Below are 15,456 nucleotides of genomic sequence, written 5' to 3' on the forward strand. Positions count from 1 at the left end.
TACTATGAAAATACAATATAAACTATATACAATTTTAGCTGTATTGCTTTCATTTTCGGCAGTAGCTCAAAATTATGAAACCGATGCCATTAATATTGCTACAGAAAATTATGCAGGTTCTGCACGGTTTGCTGCTTTAAGTGGTGCTTTTAGTAGCGTTGGTGCCGATTTATCAAATTTAAGTCATAATCCTGCCGGAGTAGGAATGTACCGAAGCTCTATGTTTCAAGTTTCTTTAGGATATGGATATGCTAAAAACAACGCTTCTTTTTATAACAAAGATTTTGGCGAGTTTAAAGGCAATTTACTAATCCCAAGTGCCGGAGCTGTTTTTTCAACCAAAAAGCCAAGCAAAAAAGGAACTATTAGAAATGCTGCTTTTGCCATAGGAGTTAATCAGTTGGCAGATTATACTTACAATGAAACCATAGAACATTTTAATGAAACACCTAATGCTTCAATGACCAATATTTGGAATACAGAGATGAACACAGTTTACGGTGCAACCAATGCAGATGTTGTTGATGGTTTACCTTCTTTAGATGATGTTTCGTTTGAAACTTTTAATGCTTACTATGGTTATTTGGTTAATTGGGATTCAACAGTATTAGGCTACACCACTCCTGTGCAAGGCTCTTTTAAACAAACAAGATATAATGAAAGAACAGGGAAAAAACACGAAATGTTTATTTCGGCAGGAGCAAATTATTTAGATAAATTATATTTTGGAGCTACTATTGGTATTCCTATTTTAAATTATAGGCTTAACAGCATATACAGCGAAGAAGATACACAAAATGATAGCCTAAATACTTTTTTTAATTCGTATGAAATGCAAAACAATTATAAAATGGAAGGTTTGGGTTTCAATTTTAAAGCAGGGCTTATTTACAAACCAACGCAATGGTTTAGAATGTCGGCAGCTTTTCATACACCGGAAAGAATTAGCATGACAGAAAATTATTCTTCGCAGCTTAGTAGTAGAAACGATTATTATAATACAGACAATGATGCACTAACAGGAGAAGCCAACTATAAACTTAGACTGCCGTGGAAAGCTAATGCAGGTATGAGTTTTTATTATAAAACTAATGGCTTTATTTCTGTAGATTATCAAACAGTAGGCTACAATAGCATGAAATATGATTTTGGCAATAATTTTAGAGATTATAACAATTTGATAAACAGCCAATTAAAAAATAAATACCAAAATACACATCAAGTAAGAGTGGGAATAGAAGCCGTTATAAAAGTATTAAGACTTAGAGCAGGATATAGCTACACCACAAGCCCAATTAAAAAGGCATTTAGAGTAAATGCTTCAGATTTAAGCCGACAAAGTTTTTCTGGTGGAATAGGATTTTTATTTAACCAAAAATTTGCTTTAGATTTTGCTTATGTTCATTATTTAACTAAAGAATTTGAACAACCTTATTTAATTCAAGGTGTAGATATTTCTGGTATCAACAAAAAAATAAGTAGAGGTACGGGTGTGGTAAGTTTTGCTTATAGATTTAGATAGTTTTTGGGTTCTGAATGTCCCTATTTAATTTACCATTACTTTAGCTACACCTATTTCATGGTTTTTACCTATTACTTTTAAAATATAGCTTCCTTTATTAAAATTAGAAACATCTATTTTATAATTAGGTTGATAGCCACCTACAGAGTTATTCCAAACCATTTTGCCACTAATATCATATAGTTCCATTTTTTGCCAAGGCAAAAGTTTGTCTATATAAATAAAATTTGACGAAGGAACAGGATAAACACTCAATTCCATTTTGTCATCTAAGTATAAATTATTAATAGCTGTTCCGGTAGTATCATTTGTTTTATTAACTGGCAAAATAATAGAAGACGGATAAGAACTACTGCTGTGAATATTGTTAGTAGCTATAAGCGGATTTACCAGTGTATCTATATTATAGTTTGGGTACATTTCTTCGCCCGTATTCATATTTCTGTTAAAACGGGGGTAGTTAGACGAAGTAACTATTACTCTAATACGGTGTCCTTCTAAAAAAGTTAAACCTAAATTTTCGGTTTCCATTTCCACTTCATAAACAGAATTTGGCGTCATAAAAGCGGTATCTGCTATGGTAAAACCATTTCTAAAACGCAATCTATAATGACTTTCAGCAAAAATTATTGAACGCCCATCGGGATATACATCTGTTATTCGCAAAGATAAATCTGTATCTTTTCTATCTGAAGAAAAGTAGATTTTAGCTTTAATTTTCCCTTGAACCACAACATCTTCTGTTAAAGGCTCACTTGTATAAATAATGTTATCGTTTCTACTTTCTACAGAATCTCTTTGGTCTATTGGCCCTACATTAGTATTTACAAAATGAGTTTCAAAATATTTACCACCTATTGAGGGCGATGGATTTTGGGGATTGTAAACAAAAGATAAAAAATCATTTGTAGTGTTTGTTGGTGCTAAAGGGCTTAAAATATTATTATTATGAAAGAAAAAAGTATCATTACTTACTTCATTAGGAGGCCAAACATCATTACTTTTTAGCTCATTTGTTCCCATTTGATAATACTGAACAAAAGGCGTGTTTTCCCAGCCATTATTTACATTTTCTAAATGATAATCAAAATACATTCTCGTCAGCGAATCTGCCAATCCTGCTGCATTATTGTACATTAAATCTCCTTGGTTAGCATTGTCTATTTCACTATGCGACCATGGTCCCATGAGTAGTCTGTGCTTATTTCTTACTCCTGTTGCCGAAGAAGTTTTTAACAAATTAAACATATTAAAACAGTCATCAACATTTATATCAAACCAGCCACCAACAATAAACATAGGCACTTCAATATCTTGAGGGTAAGTGCTACTGGTTTCTGCATACGCCCACAAATTGTTGTAATAAGGATTATCTAAAATTATATTATTAAGACCAAAATAAGTGCTTACAAAATCAAAATAATCTATTCTTAAAGCTCCGCCCTCAAAATATTTGGAGTAGTATGTTTGAGGAGCTGTTACTACAGGTACACCACAAACTAAATGTGGTGGCTGCTCTTTTGCGGTTTGAAACTGAATAACACTCAATGCCGATGGCCCCCAAGTGCCCACTTTCCCGTTAGACCAACTTTGCTGAGCTATCCATTCTACGGCATCGTATCCATCTTGTCCACTATTTACAGTTGCCACACAAGCTGCAGCTGATTGAAAATAACACCGCCAATCTACCACTAAAAAAGCATAAGGGCTATTGGCTATATTATATTTTACGCCAGCAGGTAAACCCGTTAATCTAAAATTATTTTTATTATATGGTGTTTGAATTAAAATGGTTGAAAAAGAGTCAGTATTATTGGGCAAGTATAAATCTCCTTTTAATATTTTCCCATCTCGCATAGGGATAGATACCGTGGAGCTGGGGGTTATTTGTGCAAAAATCTGAGTAGCTACAAATAAAAAAATAGCAATTAAAAAATATTTGTTGGTTGGCATGGCGGTAATTTTATTGGTGCTAAAGTAAGGATATAATACCAATTTTTGTTAACAAAAAATAATCTAATCTATTTTGTGTTTTATGCCGATAGAGTAATACCGCAGGGATAAACTGCAAATCCTTAAAGTGTATTTCCCCGTCACGGTGCGTGTCTCACGCACCGTAATTTTTTACCTGTATCAAAAAGAAGTCATTACAAGCCTTCCAAAACATGAGTTAAAAAGCCAAAATTGTCTTCATTTTTTTCATAAAAATAAGAAGATGAATAGTAATATTCTTCAGGTAAAGTAGCAAGTTTCCAATGTTCAGCTAAGGGATTGTTATGGATATAATCAATTTTCTGCCATGCAGTTGCTCGTTTAGTTAACTCAAAGGAAAATGGATCTCGTTGCCAAAATTCGTGTTCTTTATTTGATGCTTTAACTTTAAACTTTTCAAGTTCATTTGGTTTTTTTTCAAGCAAATATTTCCTGAATTTATGGGCAGTATATTTTAAAAAAGAACCACTTGGTTTTTCTTTACCATTCATCTTTAGTAATTGCCAAACGAAGTGAATATGATTAGGCATGATTACAAAAGCATAAACTTTTACAAGCTCATTATCAACAAGATATTTTAAAGATTGTAAAATAATTTCTTTTAACTCATTATTGTCCAAAAGTTGATACCAATTATTAATGGTTGCAGTCCAGAAATAAATACCTCCAAACTCAATATATGAGTTTCTATATTCCATTATAGTATTTTTTTGTGGTGCGTGAGACACGCACCAAGGCTAACAATTTTTTTTATTGGTGCTAAAGTAAAAATATTATATTGTAATTAAAAATACATTAACTAACACTTAAAAAATGTGTTTCCAAAAAACATAAATTCCTATACATATAGCAAGTATAGAAATTAGCAATACTGCGGCCGCTGCGGTATCTTTAGCTATTTTAGCTAATGGGTGTATTTCTTTTGTTGCTAAATCGGTAAGTGCTTCTAATGCGGTGTTAAATAGCTCTGCCGATAAAACAGAAATAATAGCAAAAGCAATTAGTAGCCATTCAAATTCTGTAATTTGAAAGATAAATCCAAAAGCAATAACAATTATAGCCACTACAATATGAAATTTCATATTTATTTGAGTACTAATAGCGTAAGCTAATCCTTCAAATGCATATTGAAATCCTTTTAAAAATTTTTTCATTTTTTATGGTAAGCTGTTATATCAAGTAAAAGTAGGATTTTTTTATTGAATGAAGCATTGTGGTAATGACTTTTAAAAAGAGTAGAAAAAATTCTTTTCTGCTCTTTTTTTGCTACCACTAAAACTAATTATGTTGAAAACTTTATTATTTCAATAGTTTTACTTACATTTGCACTCCATTTTAAAAAATTTTATTTATAAAACCTATGAATCAATACGAAACTACATTTATTGTAACACCAGTTCTCTCTGAAGGGGACGTAAAGAAAACCGTACAGGAGTACGTTGATTTTCTTAAATCCAATGGTGCTGAGATCGTTGAACAAGATCATTGGGGATTAAAGCAACTAGCTTATCCAATTAACAAAAAAACTACAGGTATTTACCATCATGTAGAATACAAAGCAGCAGCTGAGTTAATTGAAAAGTTTGAGCTATCTCTAAGAAGAGACGAAAGCATCATGCGTTTTTTAACTGTTAGACTTGGCAAATATGCCATTAAGTACAACGATGATAAACGTGCAGGATTAGTGGGAAGAAACAAAAAAAATCAAGAACCTAAAAAAGAACAGGAGGCATAACCATGGCAAGTAATAAAAACATCCGTTTCCTGTCGGCAATTAAAATAGGAAAAGAAAGAAAAAAATATTGCCGATTTAAGAAAAATGGCATTAAATACATTGATTATAAAGATCCTGAGTTTTTATTGAGCTTTGTAAATGAACAAGGTAAAATTTTACCAAGAAGATTAACTGGAAATTCATTAAAATACCAAAGAAAAGTAGCACAAGCAATAAAAAGAGCAAGACATTTAGCTTTATTGCCTTACACTACAGATTTATTAAAATAAACTTAAATCAATAGAGCAATGGAAATAATATTAAAAGAAAGAGTAATTGGTTTGGGCGAAAAAGATGATTTAGTAACTGTAAAACCAGGCTACGGAAGAAACTATTTAATACCAAAAGGTTTAGCAATGATTGCTAACGATTCTAACAGAAAAATTTTAGCTAATAACTTAAAGTTTAAACACGTTCGTGAAAAAGCTTTAATAGAAGAATACACTCAAATAGATAATGTATTAAGAGGTAAAGTGGTGAAAGTGGGAGCTAAAGTTGGTACTACAGATAAAATATTTGGTAAAATAACTACACATCACTTAGTAGAAGCTATTAAAGAACAATTGGGTGTAGAAGTAGATAGACGTAAAGTTAGTTTTGCTGGCGAAGAAATTAAAACATTAGGAGAATACACTGCAAATGTAGATTTGCACGAAAAAGTACAATCTGAAGTTAAATTTGAAGTAGTAGCAGAGTAAATACAACTATTAGACGTTTAGATTTTTAGACAAATAGACTTATAGAGAACCCTTTCCAAAATGGAAAGGGTTTTTTGTTTAAGAAAAGTTTATTACTTTGCAAGTACTTTGTTAAAGTTGAGCTTATAAAGCTATGCACGACCTTGAAAAATTAGTGAATACAAAAATGCCTTTTGGCAAATATAAGGATACGCCTATCTGCAATTTGCCGGAATATTATTTGGTGTGGTTTAAAGAAAAAGGTTTTCCTAAAGGAAAGCTTGGGGAGCTTATGGCAATTATGTACGAAATTAAACTCAATGGTTTGGAATACTTATTAGAGCCACTAAAAAATAGTAAAAAGTAAATTTTATACCATTTATTTTTTACACTTTTATTACTACAAAAAAATACTTCTAACGTCTTTAAAATAGTTCTAAAATAAAAAACAGAACTATGAAAAAATTACAAGTAAATGCAGCCAGTATGGCAGATATTGCTTTTTTGCTACTCATCTTTTTTATGATGACAACTACCATACAGCAAGACCAAGGTATATTGAGTAAACTACCGGAAAATATTCCGCCAGAAGAAGTACCTTTAAAAAAGAGGAATGTGGTAATGATAACAATGAATAATACCGATAAGATTTTGTTAGATAACGAAGAAGTATCGTCTATGGATGAATTTAAAGAAATATGCAAAAAGCACATTATGAATAATAATATGGATAAATCTTTTTCGGAAAATCCTAAAGTTGCCGTCTTTTTAATAAAAGTAAGCAGAGGGACAGCCTACACCAATTATATAGAAATGAACAGCAAACTAAAAGAAGCGTATAAAGAATGTAGAAATGAATTTGCTTTAAATTTAACTAAGGGGAAATATAATTATACTCAGTTGGTAGATAAAGCAAAAAATGATACTACTTTTATGGCAATAAAAGAACAAGTGCAGTACGAAATTCCTTATTTAGTGCAAGAAGATTATAGCATTGCTTCAAATTAATACCAGCACAACTATTATTACCACTAATAATGCCAATAAAGCAATAATTAACCGTTGCCGTTGTTGTTTCTGTATTTCTATTTTATTACTTCTAATCTGTCTTTTAGTTTCTTCATTAGCAACTTTAAATTTTAAAGGTTTGCTACCAGAATTATGTAAGCCAGCTTCATACTTAAATTTGTTTTCAATACTCTGCTTTAAGCGTTTACTCTCTTTTATTAGCGTATTACCATATTTAGCAAAACCAGGACCTCCCATAAATGCTAATATAATAAAAATATCCTACTTCTTAGCCGGCTCATACAAAGCAAACCTGTTCCCTTCGGTATCAAAAAACTGAGCCATATAGCCTATTTCTTCTCCTATAAGAGTTCTGGGCATCACTATTTTTCCTCCGGCAGGCTCTACTTTATTTAATACTTTGTTTAAATTATCTCCTCCGTTTAAATATACTAAAGGTCCTTCAGAGCCGGGTTTTAAATAATCTTCTTGCACTATAGCTCCACCTACAGCTTCGCCACCATGAGGAAAAAATGCGTGTTTAATGCCACCATGTTCACTTTTGTGCATTTCAACATCTAAAATAGTTTCGTAAAATTTAACGCATCTGTCAAAATCAACAGCCGGTATTTCAAACCAAGTAACTATACTTTTCATTTAAAAAGACATTTATTTCATATCAAAAATATGAAAAAAGATCAAAAAAATTGTATCTTGCAAGAAACAAAAAACCATGGACAGAAAAGATTTTATTAATAAAGCAAAAGAAAGTTTAGATAATTTAGATGCTAAATTAGATGAATTAAAAGCCAAAGGAGAGCAGAAAAAAGCTGAAATGGGTGCTGAATATGAAAAGCAGTTAGAAAACCTAAAAGCTAAAAGAGCCGAATTAAAAGAGCAGTACGAAAAACTTGAAGATATAGCCGAAGACAAATGGGAAGCCGCTAAAAAAGATTTTAGTAGCAGTGCCGAAAGTTTTAAACAAGGCTTTTCTAAAATAGGCGATATTTTTAAAAACCTATAGGCAAAATCATATCTTACCTTTGTTTCTATAAAAACTTAATTCTGCGTAACTTTGCAGAAAATTAATTATAGATGAGAAATTTTATTGCCTTAGCTTTTATCAGTTTTGTATTGTTTTCTTGCAATAATGCTAATAAAACGGAAACTGCTGACGAAAATACAGCTACAGAATTTGAATATTTTGGAGAAGAAATAAATACTGACGGTGCTGTTTTAGCAAAAGACTTTTTCACTTCTTTTAATGCAGAAGATTCTACAAGAATGAAATTAGAAGGAGAAGTGGCAAGCGTTTGCCAAAAGAAAGGTTGCTGGATGAAAATGGGCATAGGCGAAAATAATGACGAAATTTTTGTGAAATTTAAAGACTATGGCTTTTTTGTTCCCCTAAACTGCGAAGGCAGAACAGCCGTAATGGAAGGCTGGGCATACAAAGATGTGCAAAGTGTGGAAGAATTAAAACACTACGCTTTTGATGCCGGCAAAACACAAGAAGAAATAGATTCTATTACCGAGCCTGAAGTAACTTATACCTTTTTGGCAGATGGCGTAGTACTAAAATAATATGAGAAAACTATTAGCCGTACTATCTATTATTTTAATAGGCATATACGCTTGCAACAATAGCGAAAGTTGCAAAGCAGATAAAAAACACGAAGCCTCTGTAATGTACGAACCTTCTGAATTGGCTTTACTTATGAAACAAATGCACGCCCAGCAGCAAGCGTGGAAACAATTAATTGAACAAGATAGTTTTAATATAATTTTCCCCGTTGATTTTATGGGAATTTATACCGTAGAACCTACAGATTCATTTTTAAGAGTAAGAGATGATAATTTTATTGGTTTTGCAGATGAATATATAGCCAGTGTTAAAACATTGATTGGTACAAAAAAACAAAATAAGCAAATTAAAAGATACAACGCCACTATAGATGCTTGTATAAACTGCCATAATGACTACTGCCAAGGTCCAATTGACAAAATTGAAAAACTATATATAGTTAAAAATTAACCCTGTTTTTCCTTACAACAGGTTTTGAGTTTTGCCATAAAAGTAGCTGTTGGCGTTTTTCTCTCAAGTTTTTTTTGTAAAAAATCTTTAAACTGTTTTTCTAAATTATACTCTTCTAAGCAGTGTATGCACCTTTGTAGTTCGCACATAATTTCTTGCTCTTGCTTAGGGTGCAACTCGCCATCTAACAAAAGCTGAAACTGCTGTACTACTTCCTTACAATCGTGATGTTTTTTCATTGACACTTTAGTATATACATTTAAAAACTAAAAATAAAACACTTCCATTTTCTAATAAGTTCATTTACACCGCATTTTAACGTTTTTCCTTAAAACCTCTGCTCAATGCAAACTCCCTCAATTCTTCTTTCATTAAATTACGTGCTCTGTATAGTCTTGACCTAACCGTACCAATAGGAATATCAGATATTTTAGCTATTTCTTCATAAGTAAAGCCTTCTATGTCAGACAAAATAATGGCTACTCTAAAATCTACAGGTAGCTTATTTAAAGCAATAGTTACTTCATCTCCCAGCATGTGTGTGTACATATCTTCAGAAATATCTATGCTTTCAGATTGCTTTTCTAATTGTTGCTTTTCATTAAAATCTTCAAAATCTACCTGCTGAGGAGCTCTTTTTTTCTTTCGGTACTCATTAATAAAAGCATTTTTTAAAATTTGAAAAAGCCAAGCTTTTGCATTGCTTCCCTTCTCGTAAGAATTAATAAACCGATAAGCCTTCATGTATGCTTCTTGCACTAAATCTTCTGCCTTAGTTTGGTCAAAAACTAAAGAAAATGCAAAATTGTACAAAGCATCCGCATGAGGAAGTAACTCTTCGTTAAATAACTTATCTTTGTCAGCTTTTATTGAGGTATTTTTTTCCAATCATTCAAATATAGTACAATATTTTTCGTTCAAAAAACGAACCAAACATAAAATGAGACAAAATTACAGTTTGTTAACTTATGAAGGCAGAAACATTGTTGTTTTTGCGGGTATAATTTTCGGTCTTGTGGTGTCAAAAGCGGTGTTAAGTATAAGCACTATTGTTTTATTGGTCAATTTTTTGGTTTCTTATAAAGAGCATAAGTTCAATATTTTTACCAAAGAAAACATTCCCAATTTAATACCTGTTGCTTTTTTTGCGGTGTCGTTAGTTTGGTTTTTGTTTGCTTCAAATAAAGGCTTGGCGTTAAAAGAAATGAACGAAAATTTGCCTTGGCTTATTTTGCCCTTGTGCATAGTGGCTTTAAAACATTATAGCAATCAATATTTATATCTTTTCTTAGGTTTGTTTGTGTTAATGATTGCCGTTAGTGCTGTGGTGGTTTTAATTAATTACTTTAGTAATTACGATTTTTATTTAAAAATTATTAGTGCCGGAAAAAGTATTGACACACCTCAAGACCATGTGCGGTATAGCTTGTTGCTCTCATTTGCCACCATAACTACCTTTTATTTTGGGCTTGTAAAATTGCCTAAACTTTTCCCCAAAGAACAATGGTTTTTTGTTATTTCGTTTATATTTTTTGCAGTTACATTACATATTTTATCTGTAAGAACAGGCTTAATAACTTTTTATTTAGGCATTGTATTTTTGACAGTTTACAAAGCTATAATTACCAAAAAATGGTGGTTTATTCCTATAGTTTTGGTGTTAGTAACACTTGCTCCATATTGGGCATATAAAAATGTACCCAGTTTTAGAGAAAAAGTGTATTATATGAACTACGATTGGCTACAAATTAACAGCAATAACATTAATGGAAATTCTGACACTAAAAGATTACTTTCCTATAAAATAGCCGTTAGTCTTATAAAAGAAAAGCCTGTTTTAGGTTATGGTATTGGCACAGGAAAAGAGGTTATGAATAAGTATTTTGAAGAAAATTATCCGGAAGTTACCAACCAAAATAGAATATTGCCCCACAATCAATTTTTATTTATTTGCTTAGAAATGGGATTTGTTGGCTTAGCCATTTTTCTTTTGGTGCTAATCGTGCCACTATACAAAGCAATTAGAAATTTTAATCCTCTTTTTATAGCACTTTGGCTTATGGTAGTAGCATCGTGTATGGTAGAAAACAATTTAGAATCGCAGGTAGCTTTATCTATGTATTTGTTTTTTTCATCGCTACTTTTAAAAATAAAGCAAGATGAGTAAAATATCACTTGTAATAATAACTTTTAATGCCGAAAATATGCTTGATAAAGTACTTGCTCAAGCTAAAAAACTTACCAAAGATATAGTAGTGGTAGATAGTTTTAGCACAGATAAAACAGAAGAAATAGCTAAAGAATTTGAGGTAAACTTTTATAAAAAAGAATGGGTAGGCTACGGTTCTCAAAAAAACTATGCCAATAAATTAGCTCTTAATAATTGGATACTTTCTATAGATGCAGATGAAGTACTTAGCAATGAGCTGATTGACGAAATTAAAGCCCTAAATCTAAATGATGAAAACCTTGCTTTTAATATTCCTTTTAAAAACAATTACTGTGGCAAACTTATAAAACATGGGCGATGGAAAAATGAACATCATGTACGGCTATTTAATAAAAAAACCGTTAGCTGGAATACCAGCCAAGTACACGAAGGACTAAATTTAAGCAACATAGAAATAATTGACTTAAAAAATCCTATTTTTCATTTTTCTATGCAAAGCAAAGAGCAGCACTTAGCTAAAGCAAAAAAGTATGCAGAAATGGGAGCAAGCAGAATGTACAAACAAGGCAAAAAAGCTACTTTTATAAAGCAATACATTAATCCTATGTTCCGTTTTATAAACGATTATATTTTTAGCTTAGGATTTTTAGATGGCAAATTAGGATTTCAATTAGCATATATTATAAGTAAAGAAACTTATTGGAAATACCAAAAATTGGATAAACTCTATAAAGTCTGAAAAATAATTTCACATTCCATAATGTTCCCCCACCTGAAAAGGAGGGAAAAAAAAGTTTACCTACCGAAGGCAGGGGTGGTTTTATAAAAGTATGTGAAATTATTTTTTTGGATACAATATAAATAATCAATTATAATAGTAAAAACTTTATTTTCGTGCTATGAAAATTGGCTTAGACGCTAAAAGAATATTTAATAATAAAACGGGCTTGGGCGTTTATGGGCGAAATCTTGTTAGCGGATTTGAGCAAATAACGCACCCACATCAGTTTTATTTATTTACGCCTACTGCAAAGTCTGAAATTTATATACCAAGCAAACATTTTAATGTAGTTAGCAGCCATTCTTTTTCTTCTTATTACTGGCGTACTTTTAGCATAGCTAAAGATATAAAAAGCAATAATTTAGATATTTATCATGGTTTAAGTAATGAACTGCCTTTGACTATAGCCAAAACAAAAGTAAAAAGCATAGTAGATATACACGATTTGTGTTTTGTGAAATTTAAAGAGGATTACAGCAAAATTGACCAACAAATATTTTGGTATAAAGCTAAAAATGCAGCCTTGCAAAGCCATAAAATAATAGCTACATCAAACGCCACCAAACAAGATATTTTGCAATATTTTAAAGTGCCGGAAAATAAAGTAGAAGTTGTTTACCAATGTTGCGATAAGCAGTTTTATGCTCAAAAAACAAAAGAAGAAATAGATTTAGTACTAAAGAAATATAATTTGCCAAAAGAATATTTTTTAAGTGTAGGCACTATACAAGGCAGAAAAAACCAGCAAGCTATTGTAAAAGCAATTTCAAAATTAGATAAAGCAAAACAACTTCCTTTGGTACTTGTAGGAAACGGAGGTAAATATTTGCAGCAATTAAAAGCTTTGGCACAGCAACTTAATGTTAAACTTTTTGTGTTGGATAATTTACCTTTTAATGAACTGCCTTGTATTTATCAAAATGCAAAAGTGTTTGTTTATCCGTCTTTTATAGAAGGTTTTGGCATACCGGTGTTAGAGGCAATGGCAGCTAAAACGCCTGTTGTTACAACAAAAAACACCAGCATGGCAGAAATAATTCAAGATGAAAACAATTTAATTTCAGCAGATAATATTGAAGAAATTGCCGAAAAAATGAGCTATTTTTTAGTTAATCCTCAGTTTGCAAATACAGAAAAACATTATACCCGTGCATTAGATTTTTCTGAAAAGAAATTTGCACAGCAAGTTTTAGATATTTATGAAAAACTACAGTAGCCAAATAGATAAAACAATAGCAATTTTAAATGCAGGGGGCGTAATAATTTGCCCTACAGATACCATAATAGGTTTAAGTGCCGATGCCACAAATAGTGAAGCTGTAAATAAAATAATTTCCATTAAAAACCGACCGGAAAACAAAAGTTTTATTGTGCTGGTTAGTAGTATTGGAATGCTTAAAAATTATGTAGAAGACCTGCCAAATTTTGTGTTAGATTTTTTGGCAAAACAAAAAGAACCTACTACTATTATTTATAAAAAAGGACTCCATTTAGCCGACAATGTACTGGCAGAAAACGGAAGCATAGGCATAAGAATAGTGAATGAAGGAATAGTTTATGAAATTATTAAAAATCTAAATAAACCTATTGTTTCTACATCGGTAAATGAAAGTGGAGCAACTTCAATATTAAAAATAGAAGAAATATCTAAAACCATTAAAAACAAAGTAGATTTTATAGTTGAAAGTCCAATTCAACAACACAATAAACCTTCTTCTATATTTATGATACAACAAAAATCACTTACTCAGTTGAGATAAGTCAGCAATATGCTAAAGGTCTAATACTACCTTTGTACTATAAATTAAATAATAAGTAATAAACTAAATAATGCCTTTTACAGAAGAACAACTATTAAACGCTAAAACACGAAAAGATTTAATAAAAATAGCCAAAGAAAACAAGATAAATATAAGTAAAGTACTGGATAATCTTAAGTACGAAAAAGAACTTTTGGCATTGCAAAGCGAGCTGGTAAACCTACAGCAGTGGATTCATAAAAACAAAATGAGAGTTGCCATACTTTTTGAAGGCAGGGATGCCTCAGGAAAAGGTGGTGCCATAAAACGATTTAAAGAGCACTTAAATCCAAGATTTTCTAAAGTAGTGGCACTAAACAAACCTACAGAAGTAGAACAAGGGCAATGGTATTTTAGACGATACATAAAACAGCTTCCCGACCCTGGCGAAATTGTTTTTTTTGATAGAAGTTGGTACAACCGTGCCGTGGTAGAACCGGTAAATAAATTTTGTAATAAAGAGCAGTACGATAAATTTATGGTGCAAGCTCCCGAATTTGAGCATTTGCTGTATGAAGACAATGTAAAAATCATAAAATTTTGGTTTTCCGTTTCTAAAGAAGAGCAAAAGAAGAGATTTGACTCCCGATTAGCCAATCCATTAAAGAAATGGAAATTTAGCCCGGTAGATATGCGTGGGCAAGAACTGTGGGATAAATATACTTTTTATAAAGAGCAAATGTTTAGTAAAACACATACTAATTTCAGTCCGTGGACAATAGTAAAAACCAACAATAAAAAAGTAGCACGGTTAGAAAGTATTCGCCACGTTCTTTCACTATTTGATTATGAAGGCAAAGGGTCTTCCGGCATACAGTTATCGCCCGACCCTAACGTAATAGTTCGTTACCACAGAAGTACTGTACAAATAGATATTTAAAAAAGTGAAAATGATAAAAGAAAAAATAAACATAAGCGAAGAAGACTTACAAATTTTAAATTCAAAATATGGTTTAAGGTCTTTATTTGGAAGCAGAAAAGTAAATACTCAAAAAGCATTAAATACTACAAAGTATATTCACGAGTTAATGATGCTTCAAATAGAATTAATAAAACTTCAAGATTGGGTTTTAGAACACAAGAAAAAAGTGGTAGTGCTTTTTGAAGGTAGAGATGCCGCAGGAAAAGGAGGAGCTATAAGAAGAATAACAGAGCATATTAACCCACGTTTTTTTAGAGTGGTGGCATTAGATAAACCCACAATAGATGAAAGACAACAGTGGTTTTTTCAACGCTATGTTAATCAACTTCCCAATCCTGGAGAAATGGTTTTTTTTGACAGAAGTTGGTATAATAGAGCCGTAGTAGAACCCGTAAACGGTTTTTGCACAAATGATGAATACGAAACTTTTATGAACCATGTTAATGATTTTGAAGACATGGTAATCAGTTCAGATTTATATTTAGTAAAACTTTATTTTTCTATCAGTAAAAAAGAGCAAGCTTCGCGATTTAAAGACATAGAAAATAGTCCGCACAAGCAGTGGAAAATTACTCCCGTAGATAAAAATGCCCAAAAACTATGGGATGAATATACAAAATACAAAGAAAAAATGTTTGAAGTGAGCAATACGAGCATAGCTCCATGGCACATAATAAATGCCGATAATAAGAGCCAAGCTCGTTTAGATGCCATTAAAATACTTTTAAACAGCGTACCTTACAACAAAAAGATAGCTAAAAAAACAAAGTAAAGAG

At 31.6% G+C, this 15,456-nt stretch carries 22 protein-coding genes; 15 read left to right on the forward strand and 7 right to left on the reverse strand.

Annotated elements, in window-relative coordinates; translation table 11 throughout:
• The first annotated feature begins 4 nt into the window (after window positions 1-4).
• Window positions 5-1,522 carry an outer membrane protein transport protein gene (locus H6578_02860; protein MCB9226102.1) on the forward strand — a complete coding sequence of 506 codons (1,518 nt, stop codon included), beginning with the start codon at window positions 5-7 and terminating at the stop codon, window positions 1,520-1,522.
• Window positions 1,523-1,546: 24 nt separating this feature from the next.
• Here the strand turns inward: H6578_02860 and H6578_02865 are convergent, their stop codons facing one another.
• The 3 genes from H6578_02865 to H6578_02875 form a co-directional block, all read right to left on the reverse strand.
• Window positions 1,547-3,475 carry a CocE/NonD family hydrolase gene (locus H6578_02865; protein MCB9226103.1) on the reverse strand — a complete coding sequence of 643 codons (1,929 nt, stop codon included), beginning with the start codon at window positions 3,473-3,475 and terminating at the stop codon, window positions 1,547-1,549.
• Between the two features lie 194 nt (window positions 3,476-3,669).
• A complete protein-coding gene (locus H6578_02870; GenBank protein MCB9226104.1) occupies window positions 3,670-4,191 on the reverse strand; it encodes a transposase in 522 nt (173 codons plus the stop codon).
• Between the two features lie 129 nt (window positions 4,192-4,320).
• Entirely contained in the window at window positions 4,321-4,668 is a 348-nt protein-coding gene (locus tag H6578_02875) for a diacylglycerol kinase family protein (GenBank protein MCB9226105.1), read from the reverse strand.
• Between the two features lie 206 nt (window positions 4,669-4,874).
• Between H6578_02875 and H6578_02880 the strand changes: the two genes are divergently transcribed.
• From H6578_02880 to H6578_02900, 5 genes are all read left to right on the forward strand, one after another.
• Window positions 4,875-5,249 (forward strand): 30S ribosomal protein S6, encoded by a 375-nt coding sequence (locus H6578_02880; GenBank protein MCB9226106.1) that lies wholly within the window; start codon window positions 4,875-4,877, stop codon window positions 5,247-5,249.
• 2 nt (window positions 5,250-5,251) lie between these two features.
• Window positions 5,252-5,518: a 30S ribosomal protein S18 gene (locus H6578_02885; GenBank protein MCB9226107.1), complete on the forward strand. Its 267-nt coding sequence runs from the start codon at window positions 5,252-5,254 to the stop codon at window positions 5,516-5,518.
• 18 nt (window positions 5,519-5,536) lie between these two features.
• Window positions 5,537-5,986, forward strand: a complete 450-nt coding sequence (locus tag H6578_02890) for a 50S ribosomal protein L9 (protein MCB9226108.1) — start codon at window positions 5,537-5,539, stop codon at window positions 5,984-5,986.
• A gap of 133 nt (window positions 5,987-6,119) precedes the next feature.
• The gene (locus H6578_02895; GenBank protein MCB9226109.1) at window positions 6,120-6,332 is read left to right on the forward strand and encodes a DUF3820 family protein; all 213 of its coding nucleotides are present in this window, start codon (window positions 6,120-6,122) and stop codon (window positions 6,330-6,332) included.
• Window positions 6,333-6,421: 89 nt separating this feature from the next.
• On the forward strand, window positions 6,422-6,973 hold the full coding sequence (locus H6578_02900) for a biopolymer transporter ExbD (protein MCB9226110.1): 552 nt from the start codon (window positions 6,422-6,424) through the stop codon (window positions 6,971-6,973).
• Here H6578_02900 and H6578_02905 read toward each other — a convergent pair.
• Together H6578_02905 and H6578_02910 are read right to left on the reverse strand one after the other, a co-directional pair.
• Entirely contained in the window at window positions 6,965-7,231 is a 267-nt protein-coding gene (locus H6578_02905; protein ID MCB9226111.1) for a hypothetical protein, read from the reverse strand. The two genes, H6578_02900 and H6578_02905, sit on opposite strands and share 9 nt — an antisense overlap.
• Before the next feature lie 24 nt (window positions 7,232-7,255).
• Complete coding sequence (locus H6578_02910; protein ID MCB9226112.1) at window positions 7,256-7,630, reverse strand: VOC family protein; 375 nt, start codon at window positions 7,628-7,630, stop codon at window positions 7,256-7,258.
• 76 nt (window positions 7,631-7,706) lie between these two features.
• Between H6578_02910 and H6578_02915 the strand changes: the two genes are divergently transcribed.
• The 3 genes from H6578_02915 to H6578_02925 all read left to right on the forward strand — a co-directional run bounded on the left by H6578_02915 (window position 7,707) and on the right by H6578_02925 (window position 9,008).
• Complete coding sequence (locus H6578_02915) at window positions 7,707-7,997, forward strand: hypothetical protein (protein ID MCB9226113.1); 291 nt, start codon at window positions 7,707-7,709, stop codon at window positions 7,995-7,997.
• A gap of 71 nt (window positions 7,998-8,068) precedes the next feature.
• A complete protein-coding gene (locus H6578_02920) occupies window positions 8,069-8,557 on the forward strand; it encodes a DUF4920 domain-containing protein (GenBank protein MCB9226114.1) in 489 nt (162 codons plus the stop codon).
• Window position 8,558: 1 nt separating this feature from the next.
• Entirely contained in the window at window positions 8,559-9,008 is a 450-nt protein-coding gene (locus H6578_02925; protein MCB9226115.1) for a hypothetical protein, read from the forward strand.
• Here H6578_02925 and H6578_02930 read toward each other — a convergent pair.
• The gene (locus H6578_02930; GenBank protein ID MCB9226116.1) at window positions 9,005-9,247 is read right to left on the reverse strand and encodes a hypothetical protein; all 243 of its coding nucleotides are present in this window, start codon (window positions 9,245-9,247) and stop codon (window positions 9,005-9,007) included. The genes H6578_02925 and H6578_02930 overlap by 4 nt on opposite strands.
• A gap of 76 nt (window positions 9,248-9,323) precedes the next feature.
• Window positions 9,324-9,896: a sigma-70 family RNA polymerase sigma factor gene (locus H6578_02935; protein ID MCB9226117.1), complete on the reverse strand. Its 573-nt coding sequence runs from the start codon at window positions 9,894-9,896 to the stop codon at window positions 9,324-9,326.
• A 52-nt stretch (window positions 9,897-9,948) separates the two neighbouring features.
• On the opposite strand from H6578_02935, the gene H6578_02940 reads away from it, so the two are divergent.
• The 6 genes from H6578_02940 (at window position 9,949) to ppk2 (H6578_02965) (ending at window position 15,452) form a co-directional block, all read left to right on the forward strand.
• On the forward strand, window positions 9,949-11,175 hold the full coding sequence (locus H6578_02940) for an O-antigen ligase family protein (protein MCB9226118.1): 1,227 nt from the start codon (window positions 9,949-9,951) through the stop codon (window positions 11,173-11,175).
• Window positions 11,168-11,917 (forward strand): glycosyltransferase family 2 protein, encoded by a 750-nt coding sequence (locus tag H6578_02945; protein ID MCB9226119.1) that lies wholly within the window; start codon window positions 11,168-11,170, stop codon window positions 11,915-11,917. Before H6578_02940 ends, H6578_02945 begins: the two co-directional genes overlap by 8 nt.
• A 160-nt stretch (window positions 11,918-12,077) precedes the next feature.
• Window positions 12,078-13,175, forward strand: a complete 1,098-nt coding sequence (locus H6578_02950; GenBank protein MCB9226120.1) for a glycosyltransferase family 4 protein — start codon at window positions 12,078-12,080, stop codon at window positions 13,173-13,175.
• Window positions 13,159-13,719, forward strand: coding sequence for a threonylcarbamoyl-AMP synthase (locus H6578_02955; protein ID MCB9226121.1), 561 nt, complete (start codon window positions 13,159-13,161; stop codon window positions 13,717-13,719). Before H6578_02950 ends, H6578_02955 begins: the two co-directional genes overlap by 17 nt.
• Window positions 13,720-13,789: 70 nt before the next feature.
• Window positions 13,790-14,638, forward strand: coding sequence for a polyphosphate kinase 2 (ppk2, locus tag H6578_02960; GenBank protein MCB9226122.1), 849 nt, complete (start codon window positions 13,790-13,792; stop codon window positions 14,636-14,638).
• 25 nt (window positions 14,639-14,663) lie between these two features.
• Complete coding sequence (ppk2, locus tag H6578_02965; protein MCB9226123.1) at window positions 14,664-15,452, forward strand: polyphosphate kinase 2; 789 nt, start codon at window positions 14,664-14,666, stop codon at window positions 15,450-15,452.
• The last annotated feature ends 4 nt before the right edge of the window (window positions 15,453-15,456 follow it).

The sequence above is a fragment of the Chitinophagales bacterium genome (assembly GCA_020635995.1).
In the GTDB taxonomy this organism is placed as follows: Bacteria; Bacteroidota; Bacteroidia; order Chitinophagales; family UBA8649; genus JAFMKE01.

Excerpts from the sequence above, each read along its gene's own strand:
- H6578_02860 (MCB9226102.1), top strand. The coding sequence starts at position 5 with ATGAAAATACAATATAAACTATATACAATTTTAGCTGTATTGCTTTCA.
- H6578_02865 (MCB9226103.1), bottom strand. The coding sequence starts at position 3,475 with ATGCCAACCAACAAATATTTTTTAATTGCTATTTTTTTATTTGTAGCT.
- H6578_02875 (MCB9226105.1), bottom strand. The coding sequence starts at position 4,668 with ATGAAAAAATTTTTAAAAGGATTTCAATATGCATTTGAAGGATTAGCT.
- H6578_02880 (MCB9226106.1), top strand. The coding sequence starts at position 4,875 with ATGAATCAATACGAAACTACATTTATTGTAACACCAGTTCTCTCTGAA.
- H6578_02885 (MCB9226107.1), top strand. The coding sequence starts at position 5,252 with ATGGCAAGTAATAAAAACATCCGTTTCCTGTCGGCAATTAAAATAGGA.
- H6578_02890 (MCB9226108.1), top strand. The coding sequence starts at position 5,537 with ATGGAAATAATATTAAAAGAAAGAGTAATTGGTTTGGGCGAAAAAGAT.
- H6578_02895 (MCB9226109.1), top strand. The coding sequence starts at position 6,120 with ATGCACGACCTTGAAAAATTAGTGAATACAAAAATGCCTTTTGGCAAA.
- H6578_02900 (MCB9226110.1), top strand. The coding sequence starts at position 6,422 with ATGAAAAAATTACAAGTAAATGCAGCCAGTATGGCAGATATTGCTTTT.
- H6578_02905 (MCB9226111.1), bottom strand. The coding sequence starts at position 7,231 with ATGGGAGGTCCTGGTTTTGCTAAATATGGTAATACGCTAATAAAAGAG.
- H6578_02910 (MCB9226112.1), bottom strand. The coding sequence starts at position 7,630 with ATGAAAAGTATAGTTACTTGGTTTGAAATACCGGCTGTTGATTTTGAC.
- H6578_02915 (MCB9226113.1), top strand. The coding sequence starts at position 7,707 with ATGGACAGAAAAGATTTTATTAATAAAGCAAAAGAAAGTTTAGATAAT.
- H6578_02920 (MCB9226114.1), top strand. The coding sequence starts at position 8,069 with ATGAGAAATTTTATTGCCTTAGCTTTTATCAGTTTTGTATTGTTTTCT.
- H6578_02925 (MCB9226115.1), top strand. The coding sequence starts at position 8,559 with ATGAGAAAACTATTAGCCGTACTATCTATTATTTTAATAGGCATATAC.
- H6578_02930 (MCB9226116.1), bottom strand. The coding sequence starts at position 9,247 with ATGAAAAAACATCACGATTGTAAGGAAGTAGTACAGCAGTTTCAGCTT.
- H6578_02940 (MCB9226118.1), top strand. The coding sequence starts at position 9,949 with ATGAGACAAAATTACAGTTTGTTAACTTATGAAGGCAGAAACATTGTT.
- H6578_02945 (MCB9226119.1), top strand. The coding sequence starts at position 11,168 with ATGAGTAAAATATCACTTGTAATAATAACTTTTAATGCCGAAAATATG.
- H6578_02950 (MCB9226120.1), top strand. The coding sequence starts at position 12,078 with ATGAAAATTGGCTTAGACGCTAAAAGAATATTTAATAATAAAACGGGC.
- H6578_02955 (MCB9226121.1), top strand. The coding sequence starts at position 13,159 with ATGAAAAACTACAGTAGCCAAATAGATAAAACAATAGCAATTTTAAAT.
- ppk2 (MCB9226122.1), top strand. The coding sequence starts at position 13,790 with ATGCCTTTTACAGAAGAACAACTATTAAACGCTAAAACACGAAAAGAT.